Here is a 15,770-nt window from a genome sequence, read left to right on the forward strand (position 1 = left end):
ACCTCTTCCTGAGCGAATTTGCGTGCGATGTCCCGCAATTCGCGGTGTTCGGGGCTAAGCAACCGGGACATCGGCGCTGACTTTCTGCTTGAGCAGACCACTCACCTCAATCGGGCGCGCGATGGCCCCCATCGCGTCCTCCACCTCGAGTACGAAAGGCAAGATGTCCAGCAGGCAGACCAGGTTCACGCCCGCCTCGACGTAGGGCTGCAACTGCCGGGCCACCTGATCGGGGGTGCCGTAAAGCCAGGTCTGCTCTGAGTGCTTCCGGGTGGTGCGCCCGACTATCTCCATCGCCTCGGCCTCACCAACCTTCAACGGCAACAGCTTCATCGCGTAATGCCAGTCGGGCGGCATCGGCGGCTCGAGTCCGATACCGGCCCAGTCACCCTGGTTGATACGTCCGATAATCGCCGTCACCCAGCGCATCAAGTCGTTGTCGAGTGCGCGGTCGATGACGTTCGCATCCTCGTGAATCAGCAGCGGCGACCAGATGCCGAAACCGAATGCTTCAGGGTCACGGCCCTTTTCGGCGAGCGTGCGCTTCATCGAGGCGATGTTGTCCGCAACCTCCTCAGCAGAGTTCCAGACCATGGGAGCCATCGTCACGAAGCCGTCCGCGTGGGTGGTTGCGAGGTCGATGATGCGTGGCCCACCGCCCATACCCCAGATCTGTGGGCGGTGGTTTTTCGCCTTTCCCAGCCAGGCCGTGTCGATCTTCGCGTAGTGACCGTCATAGGAAATCGGGCCGTCGGTCTGCCAGAGCCGATGGAAGACCTCGTAGAGATCCTCGAGGCGCTTGATGCCTTGCGACCGTTTGTGCCCGAACGGCTGGGTCTGCTTGAGTTCGCCGGCCCCGATCTGAAAGATTGCGTTGCCTTCGTAGACATTCGCCAGCGTCAGCAGACTTTGCATCAGCTCGCCGGGACCGCGGCGCACCGAGTCGGAACTGAGTACCAGGCCGGTCCCCGGCGCGGCCGCCGCCCCGTACGCGGCCATCACGAACGCATCGGGGAAAGAATCGCAGTCTGCCATCAGTGCGGCGAGAGGCGAGCGGTCCGCCGTCCAGAGACTCTGCGGAAACCATGAGGTCAGCTGGTCCCAGACCTGGATGTCGTCGACCACGCCGCTGGCCGCGATGGCCGCGGCAGCGGCGCCGAAAGCGGAAGCGGGAAGGTGGCGGTCGGCCACGATCGGCACGGCTGTCCGGATGTGCATCGCGATCTCCTAGCTCTGCTACGAAGTAGCATGTGTGTCGCGACATTAGTCTCGAATTGTCGCAACATACAAGAGCTGGTGACGCATTAGTTAAAGTGGGAGTGCTTGCAGCGCCGCCCGCGGCGGCAAGCCGACGATTGGAACAGCACGCGATGACGATGGCTCAACCAGAACGCGACGAATCCAACCCCCTGACCCAGGTCGTCGTCGCGGCGCGCGAATGCTTTGCGCGCCTTGGCGTTCACCGAACCCGGATGGACGACGTCGCCGCGGCGGCCGGTACCGCGCGGACGTCGCTTTACCGTCGGGTGTCCAGCCGTGACGAGCTGGTGGAGTTGGCGTTGTTGGAGCGCTGCCGCGAGTTCTCCGTCGAGTTACGGGCCGGCACGGACTTGGAGGCGAACGATCTGCGCAAGGAACTGGTCGACCTCGTCGTCCGGTCGATCGCCGTCGGCCGCGACGATGAGGAGTTCTCCTATCTGGTCGAGGCGCTACCGCGAAGGTTGAGTGCGTTCCTGACGGGGCCGGGCTCACCCATGCACCAGATCGTGTTCGATACCTTCGCCCCACTGATCGTGCGGGGCCGCGAGCGCGGGGTCATCCGCGAAGACGCCTCAGACCACGACATCGTCGAATGGATCCAGGGCATCATCACCCTCTTCGCGCCCCGGGACGACCTCAGCGACTTCGAGGAGCGACGCCGCATTCGGACGTTCCTCATCCCCGCGGTGTTCGCGCACTGAGCCCAGCCCGCAACCGCGCTCAGCGGGCGATGCGCAAGGGGATGCGCCGTCGCGCACCAAGCCTTTTCGCCGATCCGCCTAATTCGGCATCAATGGTGCGGGCCGTGGTGCGTCCACTCCATCCGGTGAGCCCCCCGACCGGGTGGGCTCCCGAGCCGCTGTGCCACAGGTTGCGGACCGGGGTGCGGTAACCCGAAAGCGACGGCGTCGGACGCCAGGGGCCGAGCTGCGCCAGCGTCATGTCGGCGTGGTACAGGTTCCCGCGGCCTGCCATCGCGTGGTAATCGTCGGGCGTCCGCACAAAGCTTCCGATGACCGCGTCGGAGATTCCAGGCGCGTGTTCGTCGAGGAACCCCAGGGCCTGCCGGCCGAATTTCTCTGCCTCGTCGGCCCATTCGCTGCCCTCGATCTGCACCGGGACGGTGGCCATGGCCAGGAAGAGGGTTTCGCCTTCACTGCCCTGCGGAACCTGAGTGCGATCCACCACCGAAGGCAGTGCGGTCCACTGTGGATAGGTGTCCGGTATCTGGCCAGCCGCGGCCCGCAGCTGTGCGCGCTTGATGTAGTCGAGCGTAGGCCCCAGGAAGAGCAGACCATTCCACAGCTCTTGGCGTCCGCCGACCAGATCGGGCCGGTGCGACAGCGCGGCATCGCTCTTGAAAACACCGATGTTCCAACGCAGATTGCTCAACGCACGCAATTCCTGCTGAGTGCGGGCCGGCACATGCGAGCTGGGCACCAGGTCGCACATCAGTCGCTGCGGGTCGATCGCACCCACGACGTGGTGGGCCTTGATGCGCTCGCCGCTGGCCAATTCGACGCCCTCGGCGGCGCCGTCGGCGCTGACGAGTATTCCGGCGACCGGGGCATCAACACGGATCGTTCCACCGTGTGCGCGAACGCATTGCGCGATAGACGCCGCGAAGCTGCCCGTTCCGCCCACGGGTCGCGACGACTTCTGGTTGAAATAGGTGCTGCACATCGCCAGCACCCCGCCCGAGCCGCCTTCCGACAGCGGCAGCATGGACCACGAGGCCAGGTTGGCCATCAGCGCCTTGACCTCCTCGCGCTCGAACTCCTCTTCGATTAGCTGTTCGGGCGAGGCCATCAGCATCCGCAGCAATGGGCGGAAAGAACGGCGACCTTTGGCGAGGTGTACGAACATTTGGCCGATGGTCCGCAAACTCGGACGGGTCGGATGGTCTTGCAGATACGGGCGGACAGCCAGCCAGAGATCGGTGAACAGCAGATTCAACCGTTCGAACGCCGCGGCGTCACGGGAAGAGAACCGGCGGATCTCGTCGACCGAGCGCGCCGGATCACGCCACAGTGCAATCGATGCGCCATCGGGGTTGAGGTAGGAGCCCCAGGGATCCGCGATGGCAAAGCGCAGGCCGTGCCGAGCCAGGTCGAGTTCCTCGATCACCGATTGATCGCTATTGGAGAAGACCAAATCCAAAGCGCCGGTGTTCATCTGGAAACCTGGCGCTTCCTTCACCGTTTCCTCGGTGGCGCTGAGCCCACCCAGTACGCCCTGGCTTTCCAGGACAACCACCCCGTCGTCCCACTTTGGCAAGGTATGCGGCGCAGGCCAAGCCGTTGTGGCCGCCACCCACCACGATCACATCCGCGGTCATTGTCTCGGAGCCTCCCCTGGACCAGGTGCTAGATAAAGACACAGTAGGTCGCAAAATTACACCGCCGTTCTCGGAACACGAACTGCGTCGTCAAGCGGAGTAGTGCTGCGCGAGCCGCGCGCGCCACGCTCTGATCTCTCCGACGAAGTCGTAACCGTCGCGGCGCAGGGCGGACCTGAAGCACAGTCCGATCGCGTAAGACACGAAGACCTCGGCTTCCCGCGCGGGATCGAGATCGCTGCGAACCGACCCATCGTGCTGGCCCGCGGCCAGGTTGGCGGCGAGTTCGGCCTCGTAGCCGGCGATGAGGCCGTCGAACCACCCGGCAAAGCCCTCCAGTGCAGCGGGCGTCTCGAAGGTGAGCACGATCATCGCCCGCATCGTTTCGGGCTCTCGCTCCACCGCATCGAGCAGGTCGTCGAGTTGTCCCAGCACCCGGTCCAGCCCGCTGCCGCCCCGCTGGCTGCGCACGGCGGGCAGGAGCAAATCGGCAAAGGTGTCGAAGACCGATTGCAGCAACGCCTCTTTGGAGCCGTAACGGTCGCGCACCATGTTGCGGCTGAACCCGGCGTTGGTGCCGATCTCCCCCGCGGTCGTGCGCTCGTATCCCTGGCGGGCGAACAGCTGGATCGCCGAAGCGATCAGGGCGAGCGTCGACGCCTCGACACGCTCCTGGTTGGTCTTGGGCCTGCGGCTGATCGCACTGGACACGTTATGACTGTACGACGATTCTGTCCGCGAACAGATAGTTATCTGTTCATTGACAGATAAATCTGTTAGCGTGGTCACATGCTCGATGAACGGCCGTTAACGTCGGGGTCGGTCGGCGTTGACACACCTGGCCCCGATCCCGTTGCAGCTCAACGGACATGGGCGAAGATGTGGGTGGTGCACGGCTTTCTGTGGCTGGCACTGATCGCCTACTGCTGGACGATGTGGGTGGTCAGCGGCGACTTCACCCCCAACACCCTCGGCCGCGGCGAAGAGCCGACCTGGTACGTGGTACTGGTTCGCTGCGTCGAAGTCGTCTTCGGCATCTTCATCACCGGATGGATCCTGTGGCACTTCGTGATCGGACCGAAACTGCGCACCGGCCGGTTCAGCTTCGACGGACTGTTCTTCCTCGCCGGTTGGTTGATGTTCTTCCAGGAGCCCTGGATCGACTGGACGGTTTACCAATTCCAGTACGCCACCACCTTCGTCAACTTCGGCAGCTGGCTGCCGCACATCCCGGGCTGGAGTTCGGGTAACGGACAGTTGATTCCCGTGCCGCTGGTGTACTTCACCGCCTACCTGTGGATGTGTGCGATGTCCGGCTACGCCGGATCGCGGTACATGAGTTACCAGCGCAGAAAAGACCCTTCGCGCAGCGTTTTCCGGCTGATCGGCCAGACCTACCTGGTGATGATCGTCGGCGACGTCATCGTCGAACTGATCATGACCAGGACGGGGCTGATCAGCTATTCGGCGACCATTCCGTGGCTGACGCTGTTCGCCGGCACCGATCACCAGTTCCCCCTCTACGAACCGCTGAGCTGGCCCGGGACCTTCATCATCTTGAGCTGTCTGCATTTCTTCCGCGACGACCGCGGGCGGTCCTGGCCCGAGCGCGGCATCGACAAACTGAAATTCAAACGCGAAGGCGCCAAGACGTTCGCGAGGTTCTGCGCGATCGCCGGCGCGGCACAGCTGGCGATATTGATCGCCTTCAACATGCCGTACTGGTTCTACGCGTTGCACTCCGGACCCATGCCCAAGGCGCATATCGAACGGGTTTGGCGTAACGGCGGGGTGTGCGGACCAACGACCGCCTTCAACTGCGCCGACCCCAAGCTGCCGATCTCGCGTCAATCCGCGCCTGACCGGCCCGAACGTCTACCAGAGAGGCATCGATGACCCAACAGCACAGCACCGCCGCAGTGATCGGCGGCGGCATCGCCGGGATGGCGGCCGCTTACGAGCTGAAGAAGGCCGGTTTCGCAGTAACGGTGTTCGAGACACGCGACCGCGTAGGCGGCCGGATCTGGACCGTGCGCAAGGGTGACTTCGTCATGGACCTCGGCACCGCCGTCTATCTCGGGACCTACCGCGAGGCGGTAGCGATGATCCACGAGGTCGGGCTGACCAACGAGTTCGTCGAAACGCCCGTGATTTTCGGGATGCCGCGGCAAGGAAAGCAGCACTATCTCGACCTGGCCAAGCCGATCCGGGCGAGCCTGGGCACCCATGTCATTTCCTGGCCCGCAAAGGTCAAGGCACTCCGCCTATTTGCCGACGTGTTCAAGCACCGCGCCAGCCTCGGCTACGACACTTACGACGAACTCGCTCAGATCGACAACGAAACGGTGTACGACTACTCCCACCGGGTGCTCAACGACGAACTCGCCCGTTACGTGTCAGCCCCGTTGGTCAGCGGCACCTGGGTGCACGAGGATCACGACACCTCGGTAGCCCTGCTGCACTGGACAGTGCGCAACATGCTGGTCAAATCGGTATTCAATTTGACATCGGGCGTGGCCGGGCTGCCGGTGAAGTTGGCGACACTCGTCGACACCAAGCTGCAACACACGGTCACCAACGTCACGGACAACGGCTCTGCGGTCGAAATCACCTACCAGACACCGTCGTCGGGGGAACAGACCGAAATCTTCGACACCGCGGTCATCGCCACAACGGCCCAGCCCGCGGTCGGCATGTATCCGCAGATGGACGACAACCACCGGGGCCTCTACGAAACCGCTCGGTACCACCGGTTGGGCAATGTTTCGCTGGGCTTTTCCCGCCGGCCCGACGACCCCGGCACCTTCTCGATGATCTCCCCTTACGACGACCCGGACACCATCGCCGTCATCGCCGACCACAACAAGGCGCCGGGGCGGGCGCCGGCGGGCAAGGGCCTCATCTCGGTACTGCTGTCGCCCGCCTATCTCAACCGGACCGACGACCGCGACGACGACTACCTGGTCGACCACGCGCTGGAGCGGGTCAAGTACTACTACGGCAAACTTCCCGGCGATCTGGAGCAGCATGCGCTGTTCCGCTGGCCGGAGTCCGTTCCGGTGCTCGACAAGGGCAGGTTCAAGCGGATCGCGGACTTCCGCAAGAAGATAGACCGCTCCGCTCGGGTGCAGTTCGCCAGCGACCTGGACCGCATCCCGGGCCTCAACGGGGGATTGGTCAGCGGCAAGGAAGCGGCCGCCCGTGTCGCGTCGTTGTTCGCCGAGCGGGTTCCCCGGCCGCGCTTGATCGGTACGACCGGAGCGTAGGGCGAGATGACCGGCGCAACCCTCGCGTGGGACCAGCCCCCATGGGAGATGACGACGCCCACAACCCCGCAGACGATCATCACGACCGTGCTCGCCGTTGCGGTGACGGGCTTCGTCGTCGCCGCGTTGGTCAGCTGGCACCGCACCAAACGGCCCACCTTCCTGCTGATGCTGGCCGGCGGTTACATCTGCTCGTTCAACGAGCCGCTGATCGACTTCCTCTGCCACTGCTTCTTCCCCGCCGATGGCTGGGTCGGCCACACCGTGTTCCACCGATCGATACCGATCTGGGTGATCCTGGCCTACGTGATCTTCTACGGCGGACTCACCTACCTACTCTCCGTGGCATTCCAGCGCGGAATCACCCGTCGCACACTGTGGATCGGCATCGGCACCTGGGGAGCACTCAACCTGGCCATGGAGATCCCGCTGCTGCAGTCCAAGCTGTACCTGTATTACGGCGATCAACCCTTCATGGTGGGCGGTTTCCCCCTCAGCCAGCTGGTCTTCAACGCATTCGGTTCGCTACTGGGAGCCGTGGTGGTCACCCGGCTCTCCTGGCTGTTCACCGGGGCTCGCCGGTTGCTGCTGCTGGTTGTCCCGTTCGCCACCTTCATGTCGTCGTGGGTCGTGGGGATGCCGTTCTTCCTGATTCTGGGCACCGATGCGGCGCATGGTGTACGCACCGTGGCCGCGGCGGTGAGCATGGCGCTCGGCCTGTACGGGATCGACCTGCTGATCCGGCTCGGCACCGGGCAACTTCGGCTGGTGCCACCGGTTTCGACAGCCGTCCCAACCGTCACCTTGAAAACTGAGGCCGACGTCGTCGGCGCATAGTTCAGCAAGATTGGAGTTCCGAGCATGACAACGTCGATAGTTGCGATCGCCCAACCCCCCGTGGGGCATGACCACCCCGACCACCGCACACGCAATCATCGCCACGGTGCTGGCCGTGGTAGTGGCAGGCTTCGTGGCTGCTGCCCTGGCGGATTGGCGGCGGTCCGGTTCGCCGGCGTTCCTGCTGATGTTGGTCGGTGGTTACGTCTGCTCATTCAACGAAGCGACGGTCGACGTGCTGGGTCATTGCTTCTTCCCCGGCGACGGGATCAACGGTTACACCGCCTTCGACCGAGCAGTGCCCGTCTGGGTGGTGCTGGCCTACGTGGTCTTCTTCGGGGGCCTGTCCTACGTGATGGCGCTGGCGTTCAAGCGCGGCGCCAGTCACCGGGCCATGTGGTGCGGCATCGGCGTTTTCGGTGTGCTCAACGTGTTGTTGGAGGTACCGATGCTGCGCGCCGGACTCTACGTCTACTACGGTTACCAACCGTTCGCGATTGGCGGCTTCCCCCATCAGCTGGTTGGTGATCAACAGCCTGGGATCGCTGTTCGGCGCCGTCGTGGTCGTCCGGCTGTCCTGGTTCTTCACCGGCGCGCGGCAGCTGTTGCTCGTATTCGTGCCCTTCGCAACGTATATGGCGTCGTGGGTGCTGGCGATGCCGCACTTCGCGATCACGAACACCGACGCGTCCCCCGCGATACGCATGGCGGCGGCGGTGCTGAGCATGGCGCTGGGACTGATCGCGATCAACGGCCTGATCCGGCTGGGGACCGGCCAGTGGCGCTTGTTGCCTCCGCAAACCCGCGAGACGACGCCGACCGAGGACCGGGCCCATGCGTATTCGCACAGCTAGCAGGATGTGGAACGACCGTTATGCATAGCGGTAGGCAGCCACCGCTTGGAAGCACGAGGAAAAAGACAAGACTTTGCGGTCTTTTGCCGCACTACCGACTGGCCTAGGATCTGAATATGGAAACGTTCGATTACATCGTCGTAGGTGCCGGGCACAACGGTCTCTGCGCGGCGGCAACCCTCGCCGAGCAACGCCGTTCGGTGTGTGTCGTCGAGCGACTGCCGGTGCTCGGCGGTCTCTCGGCGAGCTATCCCTACCTGCAGGAGGCACCGGAGCACAAGCTGAGCATCGGGGCGATGGATGACCTGTTCATGGCCCAGACGCCTCTTGCCCGCGAGATGCGGCTGGCCGACTTCGGGTACGACACGGTCCCGCTCGCGCACCCGTACGGGTGGATGAACGAAGACGGCGACACCCTGCTGCTGTGGGGCGATTTCGCCCGCACCCTGGAAGACATCCGGTACTTCTCCCCCCGCGGACGCTCGCACCTACGAGCAGCTGCGCGGACCGATCGACTGGATCATGGATCTCATCGACATCCTCACTGTCCAAGATCCGTCCGCGTGGGGCAAGGTCGACTTCGCCAAGTACCTCCTGCGGCACCGCCCGGACCGGGCTACCCGTCGCTTCATCGGGAGCATGCTAGCGCTCAACGTCTTCGAACTGATCTCGGAGACCTTCGAGTCCGATGCCATGCGTGGCCTGTGGGCCTACTGGTCATCGATGGTGGGTCCCGCGGATGCGATCGGCTCGGGCGCGTACTTCCTGGGCTTCGCCGGCGTGCACCGCCACCTGGGCGTCCAGCGGCCCCGCGGTGGCATGACCAATCTCGTCGAGGCGTTCAAAGGCAAGTTGGAGAGCCACGGCGGAGTGGTGCGACTGGGCAACGGAGTCAAGCAGATCCTGGTCGACGACGGCCACGCGAGTGGGGTGCTGCTCGAGGACGGTACCGAACTGCGCGCGCGCCGGGGCGTCGTCTCCAACGCCGCAGCGCAAGTCACTCTGGGCAAGCTGGTCCCCCAGGAGCTGCTGAGTCGCAAGGAACGCAACCGGGTCTCGCTCATCCCCGCGAACTCGGTCAACGCCGCCGCCTTCAAGATCGACGTCGCGACCGCGGGCCGAATCGGTTACCCCAAAGCCGAAGCGGCCCGGGCCAAGCGTGATGGCGAGGACATCCGCACCACCACCTTCATGACCGGGACACTCGAGGACCACATCGAGCAGATGTACGCGATGAAGCGAGGGGTCAACGTGGACACACCCCCGGTGTACATGGCCATCTTGTCCGCGCCGGATCGATCGATCGCATCGGCGGAAGGCGATGTGCTCTACCTGCATTCGAATGTGCCGGCGTATCCGAGCAACGGTTGGGGCGTCAACAAAGACGGCTACACCGAGCAGATCTGGAAGTCGGGTCTGCGTTTCCTCGGTGGGCTGGAAACCGAGATCGGGCGGGTGGTGTCCACCCCGCAGGATCTGGAAAGCCGTTTCGCCGCACCGGCCGGCGCGTATTTCCACGTCGACATGCTGGTCAACCGGTTGGGTAAGAACCGCCCGGCACACGGCTCGGCGGGTACGACACTCCCATCAAGGGGCTCTTACCAGACCGGCGCCGGCACCCATCCAACCGGCGGGGTGGTCGGCTGGCCCGGACGGCTGGCCGCCCAGCACGCTCTGCGGAACGAATAGACACGCTCTTCGTACGAAGAGATACAAGGTGATTCGACCGAGTCGAGGAGGACGATCGATGCCCTATATGAATGTCACGGCCCAACGGCTGTGCGTCTGGTGTGGTCCGTTCATGATCGCCGTCTGGGCGTCGGCGTTCGCATTTCTGTGCCATTTCATTCCGCCACCGAGTCCGGCCAAATCCCGTGCCGCCCTCGTCGCCCAGTTCAGCGACCACACCAACCTCATCCGGCTCGGTTTGGTGATCAGTCTCTTCTCGTGCGCGCTGCTGGTGCCCTTCTGCGCGGTGATCGCTGCCCAGATGCGGCGGATGGAAGGGGTGCGCTCGGTTCTGGCCCAGTCGCAGCTGGTCTCCGGTGGCCTGTTGTGCGTCGAGTTCCTGGTGCCGTTCGCGATCTGGCAGACCGCGTTGTACCGACTCCACGAATGGAGTCCCGAAATCGTCCAGATGCTCAATGACATGGCGTGGCTGATGTTCCTCGGCATCATCTCGTCGGCCTGCATACAGGTCGCATCTCTGGGCGTCGCGATCCTGCTCGACAAGGGGGCCAAGCCGGTCTTTCCGCGCTGGGCCGGGTATTTCAACATTTGGGTCTCGATGATCTGGGTGCCCGCGGCGGTCATCCCCTTCTTCAAGACGGGTCCGCTGGCCTGGAACGGAATCTTCGCCTGGTGGGTGCCGCTCTGCGTCTACTTCTGCTGGTTCGTGGTGATGGTCGTGCTGCTGCTGCGAGCTATCAAAGAAGACGAGCGGGCACAGGAAAGCGGAATGACTGACTGGCTCACCGGTACTGCGCCGGAACTCGCCAGCCCACACCTCGGTTGAGCGGCGCGTCCAACGCGAAAATGCATTCACCACAGGTGGATACCGGGGATGCGGGTAGCGAACTGAGGGGAACCGTCGCGGTAGTCGGCGCCGGTCTGGCCGGACTGACCGCTGCCTATCGACTCCGGCAGCGCGGGTTCGACGTCACCGTGTTCGAGGCGCGGGAGCGAGTCGGTGGCCGCGTCTGGACTGTCCGCAAGGGCGATTTCATCATGGACCTCGGTGCCGCCTTCTACCTCGGCACCTATCGTGAATCGATCGATTTGATCCACGAACTCGGCCTCGGCCCGCTGTTCACCGAGGTCCCGGTGTGGGGTGTGATGCCCCGGCAGGGTGACAGGCACCTGCTCGACTACGGCAAACTGCTACGGACCGGTCTGAGAACGCAGGCGTTGTCGGTACGCAGCAAGTTGAAGGCGCTGAAGCTGATCCGCCCGATGCTCAGTGCCCGGGGCAGCCTCGGCTACCACTCCTATGACCAAGTTGCGGAGTTGGACACCGAAACGGTGCGCGAGTATTTCCGGCGCGAACTCAATGACGAGTTGTTGCAATGGGCCGGTCGGCCGCTGGTCAGCAGTACCTGGGTGGCCGACGACGCAGATACCTCGATTGCGTTGCTGCTCTGGACGATACGCAACATGCTGGTGAGCACGATGTACAACCTGCGCCCCGGCGTGAGTGGGTTGCCCGAAGAACTCGCCCGACGACTGCGGGTCCGGCTCGGCCATCCAGTGGACCACGTCGCAGACACCGGCGCGACGGTCGAGGTCACCTGCACGCCACGCGGAGGGAGTCAACTGACGGAGTCGTTCGATGCATGCGTCATCGCCACTCAGGCGCAATACGCCTTGGCGATGTTCCCGCAGATGGACGACAACCATCGGGCGCTGTACGAGACAACCCGGTACCGGCGACTTGGCAGCATATGTCTGGGCCTATCGCAGCGGCCGAACGATCCCGCGACTTACTACATGGTCTCGCCCCACGAGGACCCCGACACGATCGCAGTGATTGCCGACCACGCCAAGGCACCTGGCCGAGCCCCGGCGGGCAAGGGGCTGCTGACCGTCCTTCTGTCACACGAATACCTGGAGCGCACGCAGGCTCTCAGCGATGAACAGGTTCTGGAATACGCTATAGACCGCGCCCGCCGCTACTACGGAAACGTCGTCGACACTCTCGAAGAGCATGCGGTCGCGCGCTGGCCCGAATCCGTGCCGGTGATGGACAAGGGCCGATTCGCCCGAATCGCCGATTTCCAGAAGCGCCTGGATTGGACATCCCGGGTCCAGTTCGCCTCCGACCTGGACCGGATCTCGGGCCTGAACGGCGCCCTGGTCAGCGGACAAGAAGCCGCGAACCGTGTGATGAACGCGGCGCTGACACCGCGATCCCAGCCGATCCCGGTCGGCCGATCCTTGCCTGTCTCCGCGGGCAGCTGATCAGCGCACCTGCAAATGCAGCTCGCGGAAGTGAAGCGTCCCGGAGGGCCACCCGACAGTGGGCTCGCGCAAGACCGAGTAAGCCGGGATTCTGCGGTTCCACTCCTCGATGATCAGGCGGAGTTCCAGACGAGCCAGATGTGAGCCGAGGCAGCGATGCGGACCGCGACCGAAGGTGAAGTGATTGCTCCGCTTTTCCTTGATCGCGTCGGCGTCTGGATAGCGTTCGGGGTCACGGTTGGCGGTCCCGAACCCGAGCCAACAGGTCGATCCCGCGGGAATCGTCACGCCCGCCACGGTGACCTCGGCAGTGGTCATCCGCGGGACATAGGGAACCGGCGGGTTTATCCGCAGGACCTCCTCGATGAAATGGGTGACCGCCTCATCGTCGCCGGCCACCGCGGACCGCAGCGCCGGATTACGGGCCAGCTCGTAGAGTGCGAATCCCGTTGCCGCAGTAACGGTATCGAGTCCGGCGATGAGGAACAAGAAGCACAATCCGATGATTTCCTGGTCGGTCAGCGCGCCTTCACTCGAATCAGAGAGCAATTTGCTCAGCAGGTCATCGCCGTCACTACCGCGGCGGTCGGCAAGGTGCTCCGTCAAGTAGTTCAGCAATTCGAAGCCTCGAGCCATAGTCTCCGGCGAAGGTGTGGCGCCTTCGGCGATGGAGAATTCCAAAACCGCGTCTTTCCAGCTGATCAGCAGATCGCGGTCCTCGAGCGGCAGACCGAAAAGCGTCAGGAACACCTGGGAGGGAAACGGAATGGCGAGTGCACCCATCACCTCCGAGCTGTCGCCGGATGCTTTGATCCGGTCGATCAGCTCGCCCACCTGCCGGCGCAATTCAGGTGCGCGCTCAGCCATCCGGCGGGGGCCGAAAAACTTGTCCAGAACGCGTCTGAAGCGCGTGTGTTCTGGCGGATCGAACGCGATCGGCACCATGGGAAATGGGCTGCCAACCAAGTCGAACGCGCCCTGGGAAGAGAACAGCTGGGGATTTATGGCTGCCGCCTCGACCACATCGGCGGCACTCAGAAAGTAGACGCCGGTATCGGAGACCGCGACCTTGCCGGGCGCTAAAAGCATGTGCCAGGCCGCATCACGGTCACGAGCAAAGGGCAACGTATCCAGGTCCGGTAGTGCGGGGCAGCCGACCTCCATGATCGCTCCTCTGACTCTTCTGCACGGTCAACCGAGGCCTGAATTTAATCCCGATTAGGCTATTGACGGGTTATCAGACACGCATACGATACCGTGAACGCGTGGTCCGCGTCACATATCTGTTTCGGCCCGGCCGACGGCAGGAACGCGCCGCTCGCGACGTCTCCGGAAGGGGACTTCCAGAAATCGCACGCGGCTGATCGCGATGCGCTGCGGACCGAACGTTCCGCAGCTAGCGGCCTTGATACCGTTGACAGAAATAATTAATAGCCGTACTGTCTCAAAATAATCGCGGGTGCGCACTTTTACGGAACGTGGGCAGATGCAGCAAGTCGGTTCACGGTCGACCCAATCGGGCGCAACACCGTGGGAAACACCTTAATGGGCGTTAACGCAACCTCAGAATGAAAGATGTGCGAGAACAAGTGACTGCAGCGTGCACCCAGCAGGACCGGCCCGCGCGGCAGGTCGAAGACCGTGATCGCCGGGTAACCCCGGTTTCTGGATTCGGTGGTCACCATGGTTCGTGACGCGATCGGCAATATCCTGCGAGCACGTGCGTCCAGCACGCCCGATCGGGTGTGTTGCGCTATGGACGAGCACGTCTATACCTACGCCGAGATGAACCAGCGCTCGGACGCACTTGCGGCTGGTTTGGCTCAACTGGGCGTCGGTAAAGGCGAACAGTTAGCGATGCTCGCCCCCAACCGCATCGAGCTCCTCGAGTTGTTCTACGGCGCAGCCAAGACCGGAGCCGCCCAGGTGCCGTTGAACGCATACCTGAAGGGCGAGTTCCTGCTTCATCAGCTGCGCCAATCCCGGTCGGGCGTCCTGATCACCGATGCCGCCGGGCGCGAAGCGGTGGCTTCGTTGCGGAGCCAGCTTCCCGACTTGCGGGCAGTGATCATGCTCGACGAGGCCCAAGACGACGAGGTCCCATATTCCAGCTTGTTCGACCACGGTGACACCCCGCCACCGGTGGAACTCTCTGCCGCCGACACCATGTCGATTCTCTACACGTCGGGCACCACCGGGTTGCCCAAAGGATGCGTCGCCACCCACGGCTACTACTGCCGCAGCGGCGAACTCATCGGAGCGGCACTCGAGGTCACCGAGAACGACGTCCTGTTCGCGGGACTGCCGCTGTTTCACGCCGGGGCGCGGCTGGTCACCGTGACTCTGCCGCTGGTGTACGGCATCCCGACCTACCTGCAGGGCACCTTCAGCGCCCGCGCGTACTTCCCACGCGCGCGGGAGGTCGGCGCGACACTGATGATCGCCGTCGGGGCGATGGGCGCGGCAATCCTTGCGACGGAGCCGTCGCCAGCCGACCGTGACCACAAAGTCACACGGATCATGTGCGCACCGCTTTCGCTGGACGGCCAAGCCACCTTCCGGGACCGGTTCGGCGTAGATCCCTGGGTCGACGTCTTCGGTCAAACCGAATGCATGCCAACCACGTTGACGCCACTGTCGTCGGACCAGCGTGACCCGAACGGCTGCGGCATCGCGGCGCCCGATCTCGAAGTCGCACTCCTCGACGACGAGGGCTACGTGCTCGATGGCGAGGCGACCGGTGAGATCTGCCTACGCCCCAAGGCCCCGTACGCCATGTTCGACGGGTATTTCGACAACCCCGCGGCGACTCTCGAGGCCTTTCGTGGCTTGTGGTATCACACCGGCGACTTCGGCCGGCGCCTGCCCAGCGGGGCATTCGCCTTCATGGACCGCAAGAAGGACAGCCTGCGCCGACGGGGCGAGAACATCTCGAGTTTCGAGCTGGAATCGGCGATCGACTGCCATCCGGCCATTGTGGAGTCGGCGGTGGTCGCCGTTCCGTCCGAACTCGGCGAAGACGACATCAAGGCCTGCATCGCAGCCAGCTCACCGATCGAACCGGCTGAACTGTTCGACTTCTTCAAGAACAACCTGCCCTACTTCGCGATCCCACGCTATGTCGACTTCCTCGACGCCCTCCCCCGCAACGGTGTCGGCCGCGTGTTGAAGCACAAGTTGCGCTCGGCGGGAAACAACGCGCAGACATGGGATTTCGAGGCAATGAACCTGACCGTCACCAAGCAGGAGCGTCGCTAG

14 protein-coding genes and 1 pseudogene are annotated in these 15,770 nt (G+C 63.7%); 10 read left to right on the plus strand and 5 right to left on the minus strand.

Annotated elements, in window-relative coordinates; genetic code table 11:
- Positions 1–54 precede the first annotated feature (54 nt).
- On the minus strand, positions 55–1,200 hold the full coding sequence (locus L6444_RS21950; RefSeq protein ID WP_236977239.1) for an LLM class flavin-dependent oxidoreductase: 1,146 nt from the start codon (positions 1,198–1,200) through the stop codon (positions 55–57).
- A 176-nt stretch (positions 1,201–1,376) separates the two neighbouring features.
- Between L6444_RS21950 and L6444_RS21955 the strand changes: the two genes are divergently transcribed.
- Positions 1,377–1,961 (plus strand): TetR/AcrR family transcriptional regulator, encoded by a 585-nt coding sequence (locus L6444_RS21955; protein WP_236977240.1) that lies wholly within the window; start codon positions 1,377–1,379, stop codon positions 1,959–1,961.
- 19 nt (positions 1,962–1,980) lie between these two features.
- On the opposite strand, the gene L6444_RS21960 is transcribed toward L6444_RS21955, so the two are convergent.
- The gene (locus tag L6444_RS21960) at positions 1,981–3,537 is read right to left on the minus strand and encodes a phytoene desaturase family protein (RefSeq protein ID WP_236977241.1); all 1,557 of its coding nucleotides are present in this window, start codon (positions 3,535–3,537) and stop codon (positions 1,981–1,983) included.
- A 151-nt stretch (positions 3,538–3,688) separates the two neighbouring features.
- Positions 3,689–4,309, minus strand: coding sequence for a TetR/AcrR family transcriptional regulator (locus L6444_RS21965; protein WP_236977242.1), 621 nt, complete (start codon positions 4,307–4,309; stop codon positions 3,689–3,691).
- A 168-nt stretch (positions 4,310–4,477) separates the two neighbouring features.
- On the opposite strand from L6444_RS21965, the gene L6444_RS21970 reads away from it, so the two are divergent.
- From L6444_RS21970 to L6444_RS21980, 3 genes are read left to right on the plus strand one after another with little or no spacing between them, the layout of a single operon-like run.
- Entirely contained in the window at positions 4,478–5,494 is a 1,017-nt protein-coding gene (locus tag L6444_RS21970; RefSeq protein WP_236977243.1) for a spirocyclase AveC family protein, read from the plus strand.
- Positions 5,491–6,864: a protoporphyrinogen/coproporphyrinogen oxidase gene (locus L6444_RS21975; RefSeq protein WP_236977244.1), complete on the plus strand. Its 1,374-nt coding sequence runs from the start codon at positions 5,491–5,493 to the stop codon at positions 6,862–6,864. Before L6444_RS21970 ends, L6444_RS21975 begins: the two co-directional genes overlap by 4 nt.
- A 6-nt stretch (positions 6,865–6,870) precedes the next feature.
- Positions 6,871–7,701, plus strand: a complete 831-nt coding sequence (locus tag L6444_RS21980; RefSeq protein ID WP_236977245.1) for a hypothetical protein — start codon at positions 6,871–6,873, stop codon at positions 7,699–7,701.
- 211 nt (positions 7,702–7,912) lie between these two features.
- Here L6444_RS21980 and L6444_RS21985 read toward each other — a convergent pair whose 3' ends face one another.
- The gene (locus L6444_RS21985) at positions 7,913–8,233 is read right to left on the minus strand and encodes a hypothetical protein (protein WP_236977246.1); all 321 of its coding nucleotides are present in this window, start codon (positions 8,231–8,233) and stop codon (positions 7,913–7,915) included.
- Between L6444_RS21985 and L6444_RS21990 the strand changes: the two genes are divergently transcribed.
- From L6444_RS21990 to L6444_RS22010, 5 genes and pseudogenes are all read left to right on the plus strand, one after another.
- Complete coding sequence (locus L6444_RS21990) at positions 8,226–8,555, plus strand: hypothetical protein (RefSeq protein ID WP_236977248.1); 330 nt, start codon at positions 8,226–8,228, stop codon at positions 8,553–8,555. The genes L6444_RS21985 and L6444_RS21990 overlap by 8 nt on opposite strands.
- A gap of 116 nt (positions 8,556–8,671) precedes the next feature.
- Positions 8,672–8,788: pseudogene (locus L6444_RS21995) on the plus strand (NAD(P)-binding protein); the annotation flags it as partial.
- A gap of 289 nt (positions 8,789–9,077) precedes the next feature.
- Positions 9,078–10,244, plus strand: coding sequence for a phytoene desaturase family protein (locus tag L6444_RS22000; RefSeq protein ID WP_236977250.1), 1,167 nt, complete (start codon positions 9,078–9,080; stop codon positions 10,242–10,244).
- Positions 10,245–10,302: 58 nt separating this feature from the next.
- Positions 10,303–11,070: a hypothetical protein gene (locus L6444_RS22005; RefSeq protein WP_236977252.1), complete on the plus strand. Its 768-nt coding sequence runs from the start codon at positions 10,303–10,305 to the stop codon at positions 11,068–11,070.
- A complete protein-coding gene (locus L6444_RS22010; RefSeq protein WP_236977253.1) occupies positions 11,067–12,512 on the plus strand; it encodes a protoporphyrinogen/coproporphyrinogen oxidase in 1,446 nt (481 codons plus the stop codon). The genes L6444_RS22005 and L6444_RS22010 overlap by 4 nt, the downstream gene beginning before the upstream one ends.
- Here the strand turns inward: L6444_RS22010 and L6444_RS22015 are convergent, their stop codons facing one another.
- Positions 12,513–13,676 carry a cytochrome P450 gene (locus L6444_RS22015; protein WP_236977254.1) on the minus strand — a complete coding sequence of 388 codons (1,164 nt, stop codon included), beginning with the start codon at positions 13,674–13,676 and terminating at the stop codon, positions 12,513–12,515. It abuts the gene before it with no gap.
- Positions 13,677–14,195: 519 nt separating this feature from the next.
- Here L6444_RS22015 and L6444_RS22020 point away from each other — a divergent pair.
- The gene (locus tag L6444_RS22020; RefSeq protein WP_236977255.1) at positions 14,196–15,770 is read left to right on the plus strand and encodes an AMP-binding protein; all 1,575 of its coding nucleotides are present in this window, start codon (positions 14,196–14,198) and stop codon (positions 15,768–15,770) included.

The sequence above is a fragment of the Mycobacterium kiyosense genome, from assembly GCA_021654635.1.
GTDB lineage: Bacteria > Actinomycetota > Actinomycetes > Mycobacteriales > Mycobacteriaceae > Mycobacterium > Mycobacterium kiyosense.

Bases quoted from the DNA above. Each gene is read 5' to 3' on its own strand.
- L6444_RS21955 (WP_236977240.1), top strand. From the start codon at position 1,377: ATGGCTCAACCAGAACGCGACGAATCCAACCCCCTGACCCAGGTCGTC.
- L6444_RS21970 (WP_236977243.1), top strand. From the start codon at position 4,478: ATGTGGGTGGTGCACGGCTTTCTGTGGCTGGCACTGATCGCCTACTGC.
- L6444_RS21975 (WP_236977244.1), top strand. From the start codon at position 5,491: ATGACCCAACAGCACAGCACCGCCGCAGTGATCGGCGGCGGCATCGCC.
- L6444_RS21980 (WP_236977245.1), top strand. From the start codon at position 6,871: ATGACCGGCGCAACCCTCGCGTGGGACCAGCCCCCATGGGAGATGACG.
- L6444_RS22000 (WP_236977250.1), top strand. From the start codon at position 9,078: ATGGATCTCATCGACATCCTCACTGTCCAAGATCCGTCCGCGTGGGGC.
- L6444_RS22005 (WP_236977252.1), top strand. From the start codon at position 10,303: ATGCCCTATATGAATGTCACGGCCCAACGGCTGTGCGTCTGGTGTGGT.
- L6444_RS22015 (WP_236977254.1), bottom strand. From the start codon at position 13,676: ATGGAGGTCGGCTGCCCCGCACTACCGGACCTGGATACGTTGCCCTTT.
- L6444_RS22020 (WP_236977255.1), top strand. From the start codon at position 14,196: ATGGTTCGTGACGCGATCGGCAATATCCTGCGAGCACGTGCGTCCAGC.